Source organism: Thioclava sp. IC9 (genome assembly GCF_002213225.1).
GTDB classification, from domain to species: Bacteria; Pseudomonadota; Alphaproteobacteria; order Rhodobacterales; family Rhodobacteraceae; genus Thioclava; species Thioclava nitratireducens.
In genome coordinates, this window is the sequence record NZ_NBNX01000002.1 from 357,655 (window position 1) to 372,563 (window position 14,909).

Annotated in this window: 13 protein-coding genes; 7 read left to right on the top strand and 6 right to left on the bottom strand. The window is 64.9% G+C overall.

What is annotated here, in order from left to right; genetic code table 11:
* Positions 1 to 55: 55 nt before the first annotated feature.
* Positions 56 to 1,009 carry a polyphosphate kinase 2 gene (ppk2, locus tag B6V76_RS07210; protein WP_088722182.1) on the bottom strand — a complete coding sequence of 318 codons (954 nt, stop codon included), beginning with the start codon at positions 1,007 to 1,009 and terminating at the stop codon, positions 56 to 58.
* Positions 1,010 to 1,207: 198 nt separating this feature from the next.
* Between ppk2 and B6V76_RS07215 the strand changes: the two genes are divergently transcribed.
* The 6 genes from B6V76_RS07215 to B6V76_RS07240 all read left to right on the top strand — a co-directional run bounded on the left by B6V76_RS07215 (position 1,208) and on the right by B6V76_RS07240 (position 6,891).
* Positions 1,208 to 1,867 carry a glutathione S-transferase family protein gene (locus tag B6V76_RS07215; RefSeq protein ID WP_088724648.1) on the top strand — a complete coding sequence of 220 codons (660 nt, stop codon included), beginning with the start codon at positions 1,208 to 1,210 and terminating at the stop codon, positions 1,865 to 1,867.
* A gap of 221 nt (positions 1,868 to 2,088) precedes the next feature.
* Positions 2,089 to 2,424: a hypothetical protein gene (locus B6V76_RS07220; RefSeq protein ID WP_141104892.1), complete on the top strand. Its 336-nt coding sequence runs from the start codon at positions 2,089 to 2,091 to the stop codon at positions 2,422 to 2,424.
* A gap of 123 nt (positions 2,425 to 2,547) precedes the next feature.
* Positions 2,548 to 4,503 (top strand): DNA topoisomerase IV subunit B, encoded by a 1,956-nt coding sequence (parE, locus tag B6V76_RS07225; protein WP_075776271.1) that lies wholly within the window; start codon positions 2,548 to 2,550, stop codon positions 4,501 to 4,503.
* Positions 4,496 to 5,110, top strand: a complete 615-nt coding sequence (locus tag B6V76_RS07230; RefSeq protein ID WP_088727050.1) for a super-infection exclusion protein B — start codon at positions 4,496 to 4,498, stop codon at positions 5,108 to 5,110. Before parE ends, B6V76_RS07230 begins: the two co-directional genes overlap by 8 nt.
* Positions 5,111 to 5,539: 429 nt before the next feature.
* Positions 5,540 to 6,391 carry an aldose 1-epimerase family protein gene (locus B6V76_RS07235; protein ID WP_088727051.1) on the top strand — a complete coding sequence of 284 codons (852 nt, stop codon included), beginning with the start codon at positions 5,540 to 5,542 and terminating at the stop codon, positions 6,389 to 6,391.
* Positions 6,388 to 6,891: a gamma-glutamylcyclotransferase family protein gene (locus tag B6V76_RS07240; protein WP_088727052.1), complete on the top strand. Its 504-nt coding sequence runs from the start codon at positions 6,388 to 6,390 to the stop codon at positions 6,889 to 6,891. Before B6V76_RS07235 ends, B6V76_RS07240 begins: the two co-directional genes overlap by 4 nt.
* Here the strand turns inward: B6V76_RS07240 and pdeM are convergent.
* Both pdeM and B6V76_RS07250 read right to left on the bottom strand, forming a co-directional pair.
* On the bottom strand, positions 6,864 to 7,511 hold the full coding sequence (pdeM, locus tag B6V76_RS07245) for a ligase-associated DNA damage response endonuclease PdeM (RefSeq protein ID WP_075776276.1): 648 nt from the start codon (positions 7,509 to 7,511) through the stop codon (positions 6,864 to 6,866). The genes B6V76_RS07240 and pdeM overlap by 28 nt on opposite strands.
* Complete coding sequence (locus tag B6V76_RS07250) at positions 7,508 to 9,913, bottom strand: ligase-associated DNA damage response DEXH box helicase (protein WP_088727197.1); 2,406 nt, start codon at positions 9,911 to 9,913, stop codon at positions 7,508 to 7,510. Before B6V76_RS07250 ends, pdeM begins: the two co-directional genes overlap by 4 nt.
* Positions 9,914 to 10,216: 303 nt before the next feature.
* Here B6V76_RS07250 and ilvD point away from each other — a divergent pair, with 303 nt between their 5' ends.
* Positions 10,217 to 12,052, top strand: a complete 1,836-nt coding sequence (gene ilvD, locus B6V76_RS07255) for a dihydroxy-acid dehydratase (protein WP_075776278.1) — start codon at positions 10,217 to 10,219, stop codon at positions 12,050 to 12,052.
* 52 nt (positions 12,053 to 12,104) lie between these two features.
* Here the strand turns inward: ilvD and B6V76_RS07260 are convergent, their stop codons facing one another.
* From B6V76_RS07260 to B6V76_RS07270, 3 genes are all read right to left on the bottom strand, one after another.
* Complete coding sequence (locus B6V76_RS07260) at positions 12,105 to 13,172, bottom strand: FUSC family protein (protein ID WP_141104893.1); 1,068 nt, start codon at positions 13,170 to 13,172, stop codon at positions 12,105 to 12,107.
* Positions 13,173 to 13,225: 53 nt separating this feature from the next.
* Positions 13,226 to 14,056, bottom strand: coding sequence for a fructosamine kinase family protein (locus tag B6V76_RS07265; RefSeq protein ID WP_240497819.1), 831 nt, complete (start codon positions 14,054 to 14,056; stop codon positions 13,226 to 13,228).
* Between the two features lie 534 nt (positions 14,057 to 14,590).
* Positions 14,591 to 14,776 carry a PLDc N-terminal domain-containing protein gene (locus B6V76_RS07270; RefSeq protein WP_075776281.1) on the bottom strand — a complete coding sequence of 62 codons (186 nt, stop codon included), beginning with the start codon at positions 14,774 to 14,776 and terminating at the stop codon, positions 14,591 to 14,593.
* Positions 14,777 to 14,909: the final 133 nt, after the last annotated feature.

A 14,909-nucleotide genomic window follows, 5' to 3' on the forward strand; every position in this document is an offset into this window, starting at 1 on the left:
ACGCCAAGGGACAAGGCGAAAGGGGCCCGGGAGTTCCCGCTCGGCGATCACATGCTCAGGATTTGGTCACGCGACGCTGATCGGGATGAAGAGATGCACCAAGAATATGCTGCGAGGAATGCACGACATGGCTCGCATGGCCGACGATCAGCGGATCGGGCGGTGTCGCAATCGAGGGATCCTTGTCGGGATAGTCCAGCGTCGAGAGGAAATGCTTCATGCAGTTCAGCCGCGCGCGCTTCTTGTCGTTCGATTTCACAATTGTCCAAGGGGCATCGGCGGTATCTGTATAGAAAAACATCGCCTCCTTCGCCTCGGTGTAATCGTCCCAGCGATCGAGGCTTGCCAGATCGATCGGCGACAGCTTCCAGCGCTTGAGCGGATCGGTTTCACGTGCCGTGAACCGGCGGCGTTGCTCCTCGCGGGTGACCGAGAACCAGTATTTGTAGAGCCGGATGCCCGAGCGCACGAACATCCGCTCCAACTCCGGGGTTTGGCGCATGAATTCGAGGTAGTCGTTGGGTTTGCAGAAGCCCATCACGCGTTCGACGCCCGCGCGGTTATACCAGCTGCGATCGTAGAAGGTCATCTCCCCCGCGGTCGGCAGATGCTCGACATAACGCTGGAAATACCATTGACCCTGCTCCTCCTCGGAGGGCTTGTTGAGCGCCACGACCCGGGCGAAGCGCGGATTGAGATGCTCGGTGAAGCGCTTGATCGTGCCGCCCTTGCCCGCGGCGTCGCGGCCCTCAAAGAGGATCACGAATTTCTCGCCGGTCTCCTGCGCCCATTTCTGGACCTTGAGCAACTCGGCCTGAAGCTGCGCTTTCTCCGTCTCGTAAGCGGGGCGCGCCATTTTGCGACGATAGGGATATTTGCCCGTCTCGAAGGCCAGCCGCACCGCGTTGGGATCGACGCGCGGGAATTGCTTCGGGCCCGCCTCCTTCAGCAGGGCCTCGACGCCTGCGGGCGATCCCTCCGCCGGAAGGGAAGGCGCGTCGACCGCCATCTCGGCGGTCGCGGCTTTTGCAGTCGTGTCCCGCTCGGTCGTGGCCTGATCCTTCATGCCTATACCTCCGTTGGCTGAACCTTGCGAAGCGTCGCGCAATCCCGCGTGATGTGCCTTGATACGTGTCAAAAACCCGTGTCTGCTGACCTTCCGGCGGATAAAAACGCCCCCAAAATCGCGCGAAACGAGGGAACGGACATGATCACGATCTACGGCAACTATCATTCGCGGGCGAGCCGGGCGCTCTGGCTGCTCGAGGAGTTGGGCCTGCCGTTCCGTCTGCGCCGAGTCGTGCAGGCGAACCGGTTCAAGGATCCGCTCGCGCCGGAGGTGCCGCTCAACACCCGCTCGCCCGAGTTCCGCAAGCTCTCGCCGATGGGCGCGATCCCGGTGCTGGAGGAAGACGGGTTGATCCTGACGGAGTCGCTTGCGATCAACCTGCATCTCGCTCGCAAGGCGGGCGGGCCCCTTGCCCCCGCGCATGAGCGCGAGCTGTCGCTGATGGAGCAATGGGCGCTCTTCGCCGCGACCTGGATCGAGACCGACGCGCTCGCGCTCAGCTTCGTCTATCGCCGCAAGGAACAGGACACGCCCGAGGGCAAGGCCGAGATCGCATCCCTCTGCTCGAAGCTCGCTCGCCCGCTGACGACGCTCGAGACCCATCTGGAGACGCATAGCCATATCGTGGGTGGCCGGTTTACCGTGACCGATCTCAATCTGGCGGAGGTTCTGCGCTACGGGCAGGACCACCCCGAGTTCCTCGCCCCCTATCCGCGACTGCAAAGCTGGATCAAGCTTTGCCAGAGCCGCAAGGCCTTCCGGGCAATGTGGGACAAGCGCGAGGCCGAGGCGATTTGATTCGGCGGGTTCGGCGTAACGTCTAGACCGAAAGGTATACGCGCAGGGATGCACGTCCGCGTCTTTGCTCAAACCATGGGCAGGCGCTTAGCCACCACTTCGCCTTTCGGTCAGGTCCGCCTTACCAAGCGGTCAGGATTTCCGCAGCAGGGCAAATTCAGGTTTGGCCAAGATCTTTCCCTTACGTCATCTTAACGGGGTGAAGAGGGTTAGAGGACACCATGCCTGCCTTGCTTGGATACAGCTTGTGTTTGAGTGCGACGCTGGTCGTGATCGCGGGCGATTTCATTCTGAAATCCGCGGTTGAAAGGGGGCACGCGCTGCATTCGCCGTCTGTCTTGCTCGGTGGCGCGCTTTATGCCGCCTCGGCAGCAGGTTGGTTTCTGGCCTTGCGGCAGGTGTCGCTGGCGCAAACCGGCGTGGTCCCGACGCTTTTCACGTTGATGGCTCTGGTGACGATGGGGGTCGTACTGTTCGGCGGAAAACTCGCCCTGCGGGAAGTCCTCGGTATCGCAATGGCGGTGGGGTCGATGCTGCTCATGGCGCGCGTCGCTTGAGAGTCGGTCGTTTCCGGGGGTTGTGGGGCTTTCGGAACGCATCGGGGCGGAGGGGTCTTCTTGCTCCTCCGCCCCAACCTGCGGTATCTCTTGTTTAGAAAACTACAAGAGAAAGCGAGCAGCATGGCCGACGATCTTCTGACGCCCCAGACCGATTCCTATGACGCCTCCTCGATCGAGGTGCTCGAAGGTCTCGAACCCGTGCGAAAACGCCCCGGCATGTATATCGGCGGCACGGACGAACGCGCGCTTCATCACATGGTGGCCGAGGTGCTCGACAACTCGATGGACGAAGCGGTGGCCGGTCACGCCAGCCGCATCGAGGTCGAGCTGCTGGCCGATCACTCGATCGTCGTGCGCGACAACGGGCGCGGCATCCCGATTGACCCGCACCCGAAATTCCCGGGCAAATCCGCGCTGGAAGTCATCCTGTGCACGCTGCACGCAGGCGGCAAGTTCTCGGGCGATGCCTACGAGACCTCGGGCGGTCTGCACGGGGTGGGCGCTTCGGTGGTGAACGCGCTGTCGGATTCGATGGTCGTTCAGGTCGCCAAGAACAAGGAGCTATATGAACAGCGCTTCTCGCGCGGCATCCCGGAAGGTCCGGTCGAAAAGATCGGCGCGGCGCCGAACCGGCGCGGCACCACGGTCACTTTCCATGCCGACGAGCAGATCTTCGGCCATCACCGGTTCAAACCCGCGCGCTTGCTGAAGATGGTGCGTTCGAAGGCGTATCTCTTCTCGGGCGTGGAGATTCGCTGGAAATCCGAGATCGACGACGGCGAGACGCCGACCGAGGCCACCTTCCACTTCCCCGGCGGCCTCGCCGATTACCTGACCGAGACGCTGAGCGGCGCCAGCACCTATGCCGACCGCCCCTTCTCGGGCAAGGTCGAGTTCCGCGAGAAGTTCAACGTGCCGGGTTCGGTCGAATGGGCGATCAACTGGACGCCCTCGCGCGACGGTTTCATCCAGTCCTACTGTAACACCGTGCCCACCCCCGAGGGCGGCACCCATGAGGCGGGCTTCTGGTCCGCGATCCTCAAGGGCATCCGCGCCTATGGCGAGCTGGTGAACAACAAGAAGGCCGCGCAGATCACCCGCGACGACCTGATCACCGGCGGCTGCGCGCTGGTCTCGTGCTTCATCCGCGAGCCGGAATTCGTGGGCCAGACCAAGGACCGTCTGGCCACCGTCGAGGCGCAGCGTCTGGTCGAGGGCGCGGTGCGCGACCACTTCGACAACTGGCTGGCCTCGGACACGAAATCCGCAGGCGCGATCCTCGATTTCCTCGTGCTGCGCGCCGAGGAACGCCTCAAGCGCCGGCAGGAGAAAGAGACCCAGCGCAAATCGGCCACCAAACGGCTGCGCCTCCCCGGCAAGCTGGTCGACTGTTCGGCCACGAACCGTTCGGGCACCGAGCTGTTCATCGTCGAGGGCGACTCGGCAGGCGGTTCGGCCAAGATGGCGCGCGACCGTAAGAACCAGGCGCTGCTGCCGCTGCGCGGCAAGATCCTCAACGTGCTCGGCGCGGCAAGCTCAAAGCTCGGCTCGAACCAGGAGATCAACGACCTGACGCAGGCGCTCGGCGTCGGCCTCGGCACCAAGTTCAACGTCGACGATCTGCGCTACGACAAGATCATCATCATGACCGACGCGGACGTGGACGGCGCGCATATCGCCTCGCTCCTGATGACCTTCTTCTTCACCCAGATGCGCCCGATGATCGACCAAGGGCACCTCTATCTCGCCTGCCCGCCGCTCTACCGCCTGACCCAGGGCGCCAAACGCATCTATGTGGCCGACGACGCCGAGAAGGAGGCGATGCTGGAGAAAGGTCTGGGCGGCAAGGGCAAGATCGACGTGCAGCGTTTCAAGGGTCTGGGCGAGATGGACGCGAAGGACCTGAAAGAGACCACGATGAACCCCGAGACGCGCAAGCTGATCCGGGTGACGATCCACGACGACGAGCCGAACGAGACCGGCGATCTGGTGGAGCGCCTGATGGGCAAGAAGCCCGAACTGCGGTTCCAGTATATTCAGGAGAACGCCCAGTTCGTGGAGGAGCTGGATGTTTGAGAGCCTCTTGGCAGGCCTTTCAGCTCTAAGACCTTTTGCTTGGCGGACAGCTCTGGCATTTCTCGTTGTTTCTGGTGCAGTCTTATTTCTTCCCGGGAACATTAGAGAAACCTTTGGTTTGGCCAAAATTTTATCAACATCTCGGCCTGCAGTCGGACTGTTGTTTCTTCTGTCGCTTGGTATTTTAGCTGTGGAGGTCTTTGACTGGTTTAAGAAGAGTGTCACCCAGGCCATCGTCAATCGGCGCCACTATCGCTTTTTGAAGCACCACCTCGCCAATCTGTCGAATGACGAGAAACAGATACTTCGTAGTTTCATATCGGAAGATCGTTCGACGGCCGTGTTTCCTCTTTCATCTGGCACCCCAAATTTCTTGGAGGGGAAGAAAATACTAACTCGGTCCTCCCACCTCGGCATTCCCGGGGCAGGCGGTCCTTTTTGCATTCTCAATCCAGCCAGTAGCTTTGAAGATACTAAGAAAGCATCCGGATTTTCTGGGCTGATGTCTGCCCGGGCGACCAGCCCGGGCAGCGCCCGACCCTCCCCCCGGGAGGGCGCATTGGCGATGCAGCCCACAGCCTCCCCGTCCTCCGGGCTTGCAAGATAAACCGTTCAAACCAACCGACGGCGAAGCGCCCACCCAAGGGTCGGGCGCTGCCCTCATCTCTTATCACACGCGCCCGTCCGGCCCTTCGCTCGCGCTCTGGGCGTTCGCCGGGGCGTCCTTCTACTGGAAGGCCGCTAGTCCCGGCTCACCCCTCCCCCGGGAGGGCGCATTGGCGATGCAGCTCACAGCCTCCCGTCCTCCGGGCTTGCAAGATAAACCGCCCAAACCAAACGACAGCGAAGCGCCCCCTGCGCCGCGAGGCGCGGCGCGTTCGCCACTGAAGGCTTCCAAAGGAAGCCCTCCGAGACGCGGCTCACCCCAAGGTCGGGCGCTGCCCCCCTCACTCGGCACGAAACAGACGCGGGCTTGGATCATCTCCGGCGGCGCGATACCAAGGCGAGACACGTCACAACCTCCGGATCCCGACACATGCCGCAGATTTCTTCCGACAGCCTTAGCGTCACGATTGCCGATCTGGGGGCCGAGATGCAGGGGCTGAGCTATCAGGGGCAGGAGCTGCTCTGGGAGGGTGACCCGGCCTGGTGGAGCGGGCAGGCCCCGATCTTGTTTCCCATCGTCGGCCTTCCCGCGCCCGACGGGGTGACGATCGACGGCACGCCCCACGCGATCCCCAAGCACGGCTTCGCCCGCGACCTGCCCTTTCGCGTGACCGAGCTGACGCAATCCCGCTGCTGCCACCTGCTCGAACCCTCGCATGACACGGCGGCCTATCCGTTCGATTTCCGTCTTGAGATCGTCCACGAAGTCGTGGGGTCGGAACTGCGCGTCACCGCTACTGTGAGCAATGCGGGCGAGCGAGAGATGCCGTTTTCCTTCGGCTTTCACCCCGCGTTTCGTTGGCCGCTGCCCGGTGCGACCGGCCCGCATCGGATCGAGCTGAGCAACGGCGCGGAGCCTGCGCTCGCTCGGCTCGTGGATGGTATGCTGGGGCGCGCGCGGATGCCTTCGCCCTTCACGACGGGCGCGCTGACCCTCGATCCGGCACAGTTTGAAGACGACGCGATGATCTTCCCTGAAGGCGCGGGCGACGGGCTGCGCTATTGCGGAGAGGGCGGGCCGGTGCTCGATTTCCGCTTTTCCAACCTGCCCAATCTCGCGCTGTGGCAGAAACCCGGTGCGCCTTATATCTGCATTGAGCCCTGGCATGGGCTGCCCGCCGCGGAAGGGGCCGGGCCGGAACTGGCCGCGCGACCCGACAGCATGATCTTACCCCCCGGCGGGCAGGAGACATTTGCGATGAACCTGAGGGTAAGCGGATGATCCCCTACCTCGCCTATGGCTCCAACCTGCTGACCTCCCGGCTTGCCGCGCGCTGCCCTTCGGCGCGCGTCATCGGCCATGCGGAGATCCCCTGGCATACGCTCGATTTCTCGAAACGCGGGCGCGACGGGAGCGCGAAGGCCACGATCACGCAGGGCGACGCGAGCACCCGAGGCGTGTTGTTTGAGATCGAGGAGAACGACATTCCAGCGCTCGATGCCGCCGAGGGGGCCGGGCTGCATTACGAGAAAATCGCGCTAGTACTCGAGGACGGCGCACGTGCCTTCACCTATCGCGCCTTGCAGCGCCGGGACGGGATCGCGCCGTTCGAATGGTATCTCGCCCTGATCCGCGCAGGGCGGCGCGAGCATGGTCTGGGTCTGGACGACCTCGCGCCGGTCGTGCCGATCCCCGACCCGGAGCCCGATCGCCCCGGCTTCATCGCGGCGCGCGAGGCACTGGAACGGGCGGGCTATCGCGACTGGCGCAGCGCGCTCTGACCGATCGGGCGCATCGGCATCCCCGGCCCCGTCAGCACCGCTACCCCCGGCCCGACCAGCGACGACAGCTCCGGCCCGTCGCAATCCAACCCGCCGGTATAGGTGCCGAACGCGGGTAGGATCAGGTGATCGCGACCGATGAGAAACGCCCGATAGGCGCGCCGGGCGATCTTGGCTTTGGGATGGTAATGGCCGGAAAGGTCCGGCCCGACACCGGCGATATGGCGCAGCGTGAGCGGGCCGATCTGCGTCTCTTCGACGGTCCGGCCCAGGCCGATCGGATCGTGATTTCCCGCGATCCATAGCAGCTTGGTCAGGGCCGCGAGCCGGGTTAGACGTCCGGCAATCTCCGGGGCGATTTCGCTCGCGGCCGCGTCGTCATCGAAGGCGTCACCAAGGCTTATCAGCCGCGAAGGCCGCAGGCGCAGCACCTCGGCCTCGAGCCGGATTACCGTGTCGAGGCTCTCGAAGGGCGGCAGCAGCGCACCGCCGCGCCGCGCCATCCGCTCGGACTTGCCCAAGTGAAGATCGGCCACGATCAGCGCGTCCTCCTCGCGCCAATAGAGCGCGCCCGACGGTTGCGCCTCGAACCGCTGCCCCGCGAAGGTGATCTCTCTCATTCCAGCCCCGCCTCGCGCATCATCGCCTGCGCCTCTTCTTCCATCAGTCGTGCCTCGCCCGTGCCGCCGCGAATGCCGACCTGCCCATGTTCGAGCAACAGCGGCGCGGCCAGCGGCGTCACATGCGGGGCGCGGATATGCACGATTCTCTGCCCTTGGGCCAGCATCTCCTCGATCCGCTCGAAATCGACAAGACCGCGGCTAGCCTCTTCGCGAGTGATGCGCAGAAGGAGGTGATCGGGATCGTAGCGGCGCAACGTGTCATAGAGGATGTCCGAGGAAAACGTCGCCTGTTTGCCCGATTTGCGCTGCCCCGGCAGATTACGCTGAATGAGCCCTGCAATCGTCGCGATCGACCGAAACGCGCGCTTCATCACCGCGTTGCTCTCCAGCCAGTCGCGCAGCCCTTCGCGCAGACCTTCTGCCGACAGCAGCGGGGCGGGATCCTCGACCGGGTCGATCGACCAGATCAGCAGCGCGTAATCGGTGGCTACGAAGCCGAGCGGCCCCAGTCCCGCCTGCTCCATCCGGTGCGTCAGCAGCAGTGCGAGCGTCTGATGCGCGTTGCGCCCCGCGAAGCCATAAAGACAAAAGAACGCCCGTCCGCCGCGCAGGAAGGTCTCGCAGGTCAGTGTGCCGGGTGCTGGCAGGGTCGAGATATCGCGCTGCAGTGCCAGCCAATCGCGGGTGTGGGGTGGCAATTGGTCCCAGTCTTCCGGCGAGGCGATCAGCCGTTGCACCCGCTGCGACAACTCCAGCGAGGTCGCCATCTTCAGCCCCGAGAAGACGGCGATCTTCGGCTCGCGCGTGGCGGCATTCGTCACCTCGACGACCATCTCGCGCAGGCTCTCGTAGCGCACCACCTGCCCGCCGATCAGGAACGTGTCGCCGGGGGTCAGAGACGAGGCAAAGCCTTCCTCGACCTCGCCCAGAGGCGTGCCGCCGCGCCGGGATTTGCGGCGGACTTTCAGCTTCTCGGTCTCGGTGATCGTGCCGATATTCATCCGCAGATCGCGGGTCGCGCGGGGGTCGCGAAGCTGCCATTTACCATCACGCTGCAGCAGGCGCTGCCAGCGGTCATAGGCCCGCAGCGCGTAGCCGCCCGTCGCGCAGAACTCGAGACAGGCATCGAAATCGGCGCGCGGCAGCGTGGCGTAGGGCCCGGCCCCCAGCACCTCGGCATAAAGCGCATCCGCCTCGAACGGCCCGGCGCAGGCGGTCAGCAGGATATGCTGGCACAGCACGTCGAGCGGGCCGCGCCAACGTCGTCCGCCGCCGTCGAGATCGTTCTCGCGCACGGCCTCCAAAGCGGCGGCGCATTCGACAATCTCGAAGCGGTTCGCGGGCACTATCCGGGCGCGCGAAGGCTCGTCATATCGGTGATTGGCGCGCCCGATCCGCTGCACGAGGCGTTTGACATTCTTCGGTGCGCCGACCTGCAGGACCAGATCGACATCGCCCCAGTCGAGCCCCAGATCGAGCGAGCCGGTACAGACCACGGCGCGCAGAGCGCCATTCGCCATCGCCTCCTCGACCTTGTGCCGCGCTTCCCGCGAAAGCGAGCCGTGATGCAGCCCGATCGGCAGGGCGTTGTCATTCACCTCCCAGAGCGCCTGAAAGAACAGCTCCGCCTGTGCGCGCGTGTTAAGAAAAACGAGGCTGAGGCGTGCGTCCTCGATCGCCGCCATCACGTCGCGCGCGGCGTGCCGTCCGCCGCCGCCGGCCCAAGGCGCGGGGAGCTCGGTCGGCAACATCTCGATATCAGGCGGCGGGCCCGGGTCGGCCATGATCACCCGCGCGCCGCCCATGAAATCTGCGAGCGCCTGCGGGGCCTCGACCGTCGCCGACAGCCCGGTGACTGTCAGGCCCGGCGACAGGCTGCGCAACCGCGCGACGCCCAGCATCAACTGGTCGCCCCGCTTGCTTTCGGCCAGCGCATGGATCTCGTCGAGCACCACCCGTTTCACCCCCGCGAAAATCTTCGGCGCCTCGGGGTATGACAGCATCAGCGCGAGGCTCTCTGGCGTCGTCAGCAGGATTTGCGGTGGATCGACCCGCTGACGACGGCGCTGCGTGGCCGAGGTGTCGCCGGTGCGATCCTCGATCCGCAGGTCCAGCCCGATCTCGTCCACCGGCGCGCGCAGGTTGCGGGCGATATCCTTCGAGAGCGCCTTCAGGGGCGAGACATAGAGCGTGTGCAGGCCGTCATAGTTCTCCGCAAGATCGACGAGCGACGGCAGGAAACCGGCCAGCGTTTTGCCGCCCCCGGTCGGCGCGATCAGGAGCGTATCTTCGCGCGACGCCAGCACCTCCAATTGGTGTCTATGCGGCTCCCAGCCGCGGCTGGCGAACCAGTCGGAGAAGCGTTGCGGCAGGAGGGGCGTGGCGGCGGTGTCGGGCATCGGATGAAAGGTAGGTGAAGGCGGCGGATGCGCAAGCTTTGCCGCGTGTCTTCCGGGGGCGTCGCGCGCGCCGCGCAAGACCATCGTCTCCCGTATGAGGCGCCCTGCGTCGCGCCACGCGGCGCGCTCCCCGCTCAGGCTTCCACTGGAAGCCCGCCGAGACGCGCTCTCCCCAACATCTCGCACCATCGCACAGTCCACCCGCGCCATCTCGCCACTGTTCATCGGGCGATCCATGTTATATTCAGGCCCGCGACAGGAAATTGCCCGAGTCCCCTCGGGCGCGACAGAAACGGAAATCTTATGGCCTTTTATCGTTCCCGTAGATCCACCCATGGCCGCAACATGGCAGGTGCGCGCGGTCTGTGGCGCGCCACCGGCATGAAGGATGACGACTTCGGCAAGCCGATCATCGCGGTCGTGAACTCCTTCACCCAATTCGTGCCCGGTCACGTCCACCTCAAGGACCTCGGCCAGATGGTCGCGCGCGAGATCGAAAGCGCGGGCGGTGTCGCGAAGGAATTCAACACCATCGCGGTCGACGACGGGATCGCGATGGGCCATGACGGGATGCTCTACTCCCTGCCCTCGCGCGAAGTGATCGCCGACAGCGTCGAGTACATGGTCAACGCCCATTGCGCCGATGCGATGGTCTGCATCTCGAACTGCGACAAGATCACCCCCGGCATGATGATGGCCGCGATGCGCCTGAACATCCCGGTGATCTTCGTCTCCGGCGGCCCGATGGAGGCCGGGAAGGAAGGCGCGGAAATCATCGGTCACGACCTTGATCTGGTCGATGCGATGGTCGCGGCGGCCGACGAGAAATACTCCGACGAGGACGTGCTCGCGATCGAGAAGGCCGCCTGCCCGACTTGCGGGTCGTGCTCTGGCATGTTCACCGCGAACTCGATGAACTGTCTCGCCGAGGCGCTGGGTCTGGCACTGCCGGGCAACGGCTCGATGCTCGCCACCCATGCCGATCGCAAGGAACTGTTCCTCGAGGCGGGCCGCAAGATCGTCGAGATCACGCGCCGCCATTACGAGCTGGAAGACAAGGGCCTGCTGCCGCGCGAGATCGCGACCTTCGAGGCCTTCGAGAACGCGATGAGCCTCGATATCGCGATGGGCGGGTCCACGAATACCGTCCTGCACCTGTTGGCGATCGCGCATGAGGGCAAGGTCGAGTTCACGATGGAAGACATCGACCGGCTGAGCCGCAAGGTTCCGGTGTTCTGCAAGGTCGCGCCGGCGAAGCAGGACGTCCATATGGAAGACGTCCACCGCGCAGGCGGCATCATGGGCATCCTCGGCGAGATGAACCGCGCCGGCCTGATCCACGAACACGTGCGCACCGTGCACTCGGAAACGATGGGCGAAGCGCTCGCGAAGTGGGACGTGATGGTCGCGAATGACGACGCCATCCACCAGTTCTATCGCGCGGCTCCGGGCGGCGTGCGCACCACGCAGGCGTTTTCGACAGAGAACCGCTACAAGGAGCTCGACCGCGACCGTAAGGGCGGCGTGATCCGCACCGCGGAACATGCCTTCTCGCAGGATGGCGGTTTGGCGGTGCTCTACGGCAACATCGCCGAGCAGGGCTGCATCGTGAAAACAGCGGGCGTGGACGACTCGATCCTGAAATTCTCGGGCCCCGCGAAGGTATTCGAGAGCCAGGACGACGCGGTGTCGGGCATCCTCACCGGCAAGGTCGTCGAGGGCGAAGTGGTCATCATCCGCTATGAAGGTCCGCGCGGCGGACCGGGGATGCAGGAGATGCTCTACCCGACCTCCTATCTGAAATCGAAAGGCCTCGGCGCCAAATGCGCGCTGTTGACCGACGGGCGGTTCTCGGGCGGCACGTCGGGCCTCTCAATCGGCCATGTGAGCCCGGAAGCGGAAGAAGGCGGCACGATCGGCCTCGTCGAGACCGGCGACATCATCGAGATCGACATCCCGAACCGCACGATCAACCTCGCCGTGGCCGACAATGTTCTGGCCGCGCGCCGCGAGGCAAAAGGGCCGCTGCCGTGGAAACCGGCAGAGCCGCGCAAGCGGGCCGTCTCGACCGCACTCAAGGCTTATGCGCTGCTGGCCAGCTCGGCGGCGAAGGGCGGCGTACGCATCCTGCCCGATTGATCGGCTGACATCGCGATTTGAAACGGCCGTCCCTCGGGGCGGCCGTTTTCGTTCACGCGGCATCGCTCTCGGGAAGGCTTTCCTCCCAGCCGAGCCGCTTGCGGATCGCATGGGCGAGATAGCTCATTGCCAGGGCCGAGGCCCCACCCAGCACCGTCCCCGCGATCCGGCCCCACGCGTTCGACAGCGGCGCATCATTGCCCATCGAGACCATCACCACGATCAGCGCGGTCAGGAAAGCCACGAAGGTCGGGTAATGCGCGGGCGGAGCAAACAGGATCGCGATCACGCCGAAGATCACGTAGAGCCCCGGCATAAGCGCGCTGTGCGGCCCGAGCCCCAGCACAAGCAGGCTCGCTCCGACCGCACCTGCAAGCGTCGCGAGGCTGCGCACGAAGACGCGCTCCCATGTCATGCCCGGGCGCGGGCGCAACATCAGCAACGCTGACAGCGGTGCCCAGTAGGGGTGGTTGATCGAGAGGCCGACCGCGATCCCGTAGGACAGCCCCACCGCGCCCATCGCCTGCAGCCCCTGCCCGATCAGCGAGTTGAGCGGCGCGATGCCGTCGGGCGGCACCTGCCCGTCAAGCGTTGGACCGGTTTCGGGCGCGAAGTGTTTCCAGATCACCCGAACCGCCTCTTCCACGGCCAAGACCCAGACCATCGCGCCGCCGACGGCGAGCAGCACCGGCCCGGGCGACGGGATGAACTGCACGAGAAAGGTCGAGAGCGAGAAGAACAGCCAACTTTGCAGGAACAACCACCACAGGCTCATATCTCGGCGTGACAACAAGCCCACCGCGAAGGCGCCGAGCAGCATTCCCGGCACGCTCAGCGCGACGCCGCCGATCATGACCTTCGCAGCGACCATCCCGGCGAAGATCCCGACGAGCTTACCGGCGATGTCGAGGAAGGTGACGGGCCAGCGGCGGTTGCGGATCGACTTGCCCTGCCCCGTCGAGGTGGCAAACCCCGCGCCGAGCGCCGCCAGTTCCTGCCCGCGCGGCAGGTCGAGCATCAGCACGATCCCGACCAGCTCGCTCAGCGCCAGCGCTGCGGGCAATCCGCGCGACCAGTTGAGCGCGGGCAGCCGCGAGATCGAGACATTGGGCAGGGACACCGTGAACACCTCTCAATGCAGCCAAGGCGCCTCATGGCCGCGCTGGTTCCCCGTTAGACGCCGATCCGGTCCAGAAGCCCCGCCACCATTCCGTGATAACCGGCCCCGAACAGGCGCAGATGCACGAGCGCGGGCCATAGCTGATAGATCGCCCGGCGCGCTTCCCAACCGGGCGGCAGCGCGCCGTAGCCCACGGCAAATTCCCGCCCCGGCGCGCCGAAGAGATGAAGCATCGCGAGATCGACCTCCGCGTCGCCGTAATAACATGCCGGGTCGATCAACCCGCTCAGGTGCCCCTGGTCGCCCAACACGTTTCCCGCCCAGAGATCGCCATGCAGCAAGGACGGGAACGGGCGTGGCGGCAGATGCTCGTCGATCTGCGCCGCGAGCCTCTCGACCCGGCGGGCGAGCGGCGCGGGCAGTTCGGGCAGCGACGGGCGCAGCCTTGCCTCGGCCCAGAACTCGGTCCATGTCGCTTGCCCTGCGTTCGGGATCGGCACCGGGCCGAAAGCGTAATCGACGGGCCAACCATAGGGCGTATCATCGGGCGCCCCCGGCGCACGGTGCTGGCGGAGAAGCGACTCGCCGAGTTCCAGCCAGCCCGCGCCCCTCAGCCCGCCGCTCTGGGGTAGCGCCTCCATAACGAGGCAGATCCGAGAGACCGCAAGCACCTTCGGCACCCGCGCGCCCGCCTCGGCCAGCGTTCGAAGCATTTCTGCCTCGGTCTCCGGGCTCGGCCCGCCCTTGGCGATCACCCGCTCCCCACTCGGCAGGTCCATCGCCAGAACCGGGCTCAGATCGCCGCCCGCCAACGGCTTGACCCGCTGCGGGGTCATATCCAGCAAGCGTGCAGATTCGGTTCCTATCCGTTCGGCTTCGTCCATCTCGTCCTCCCGGTCCGCTCGGTTTGCCCGTTCCGTCGCGGCTACCGGCGAATATCCGCCCTGTGCAGCCCGATTACGGTTGCGTGCGTGCCCCCATCCGGTGCAAATGCCCTTTGTTGCCGTCGATCCGCTTCTCCTTTGCGGGTCAGCCCTTCGCGCAGCTTAGACATTCCGGACGCCTTCGTGTCGAGGACATGCGCGTAGCGCTCTCGACCCGTGGGACCGTCCGCTTTTACGTTCCCGTTCGGGAACAGTACGAGACCCTGACGGAGATTCCCCACACTCGTCTCCGTCGGGCAGCAGCCGCCGCGAACCCCTTGCGGCGGCTGCGTTCACCCGACCCCGCTCATCGCAGGAAGGCGTTCCCGGCGCGGCTCGCAGCAGTTGGCGTAACGGCCTCGCAAAAAGCGAAAGGATCAGCCACCAAGGGCTGATCCAGACAGCCAGCGCGAGCGCCAGCAGTAATAGGGCAGCAGAGCCGATAGGAACGATACGCAGGGCACTGCGCGGCTCGTCCCTTTGACTCCGCATCGTTCAAACTGTCGCCTTCGCGCCCTTCGGTCCGGCGATCAGCCAGATGATGAAGCCAATCACCGGCAGGATGATGATCAGCAGGATCCACAGCACTTTCTTGCCGGTGGACGCTCCCGAACCAAAGATCGACACGATGGCCCAGATGTCGAGGATGAGGACGATGAGGCCCCCGATCATGCTCAGCATAACTTCACTCCTTTATCGGTTCTTTCCGGCATTTGCCGGTTTTCCTTGGCGGGGAAACTTGCGTCTTCAACGCTTTGTTCCCCGCATTCCCCGATTCAGGCGGATGTGACAGGTCGTTGAGGCGGTCATGGGC

What these genes read in the sequence shown, in the direction of transcription:
- ppk2 (WP_088722182.1), bottom strand. Translation starts at nt 1,009, where the DNA reads ATGGCGGTCGACGCGCCTTCCCTTCCGGCGGAGGGATCGCCCGCAGGC.
- B6V76_RS07215 (WP_088724648.1), top strand. Translation starts at nt 1,208, where the DNA reads ATGATCACGATCTACGGCAACTATCATTCGCGGGCGAGCCGGGCGCTC.
- B6V76_RS07220 (WP_141104892.1), top strand. Translation starts at nt 2,089, where the DNA reads ATGCCTGCCTTGCTTGGATACAGCTTGTGTTTGAGTGCGACGCTGGTC.
- parE (WP_075776271.1), top strand. Translation starts at nt 2,548, where the DNA reads ATGGCCGACGATCTTCTGACGCCCCAGACCGATTCCTATGACGCCTCC.
- B6V76_RS07230 (WP_088727050.1), top strand. Translation starts at nt 4,496, where the DNA reads ATGTTTGAGAGCCTCTTGGCAGGCCTTTCAGCTCTAAGACCTTTTGCT.
- B6V76_RS07235 (WP_088727051.1), top strand. Translation starts at nt 5,540, where the DNA reads ATGCCGCAGATTTCTTCCGACAGCCTTAGCGTCACGATTGCCGATCTG.
- B6V76_RS07240 (WP_088727052.1), top strand. Translation starts at nt 6,388, where the DNA reads ATGATCCCCTACCTCGCCTATGGCTCCAACCTGCTGACCTCCCGGCTT.
- pdeM (WP_075776276.1), bottom strand. Translation starts at nt 7,511, where the DNA reads ATGAGAGAGATCACCTTCGCGGGGCAGCGGTTCGAGGCGCAACCGTCG.
- B6V76_RS07250 (WP_088727197.1), bottom strand. Translation starts at nt 9,913, where the DNA reads ATGCCCGACACCGCCGCCACGCCCCTCCTGCCGCAACGCTTCTCCGAC.
- ilvD (WP_075776278.1), top strand. Translation starts at nt 10,217, where the DNA reads ATGGCCTTTTATCGTTCCCGTAGATCCACCCATGGCCGCAACATGGCA.
- B6V76_RS07265 (WP_240497819.1), bottom strand. Translation starts at nt 14,056, where the DNA reads ATGGACGAAGCCGAACGGATAGGAACCGAATCTGCACGCTTGCTGGAT.
- B6V76_RS07270 (WP_075776281.1), bottom strand. Translation starts at nt 14,776, where the DNA reads ATGCTGAGCATGATCGGGGGCCTCATCGTCCTCATCCTCGACATCTGG.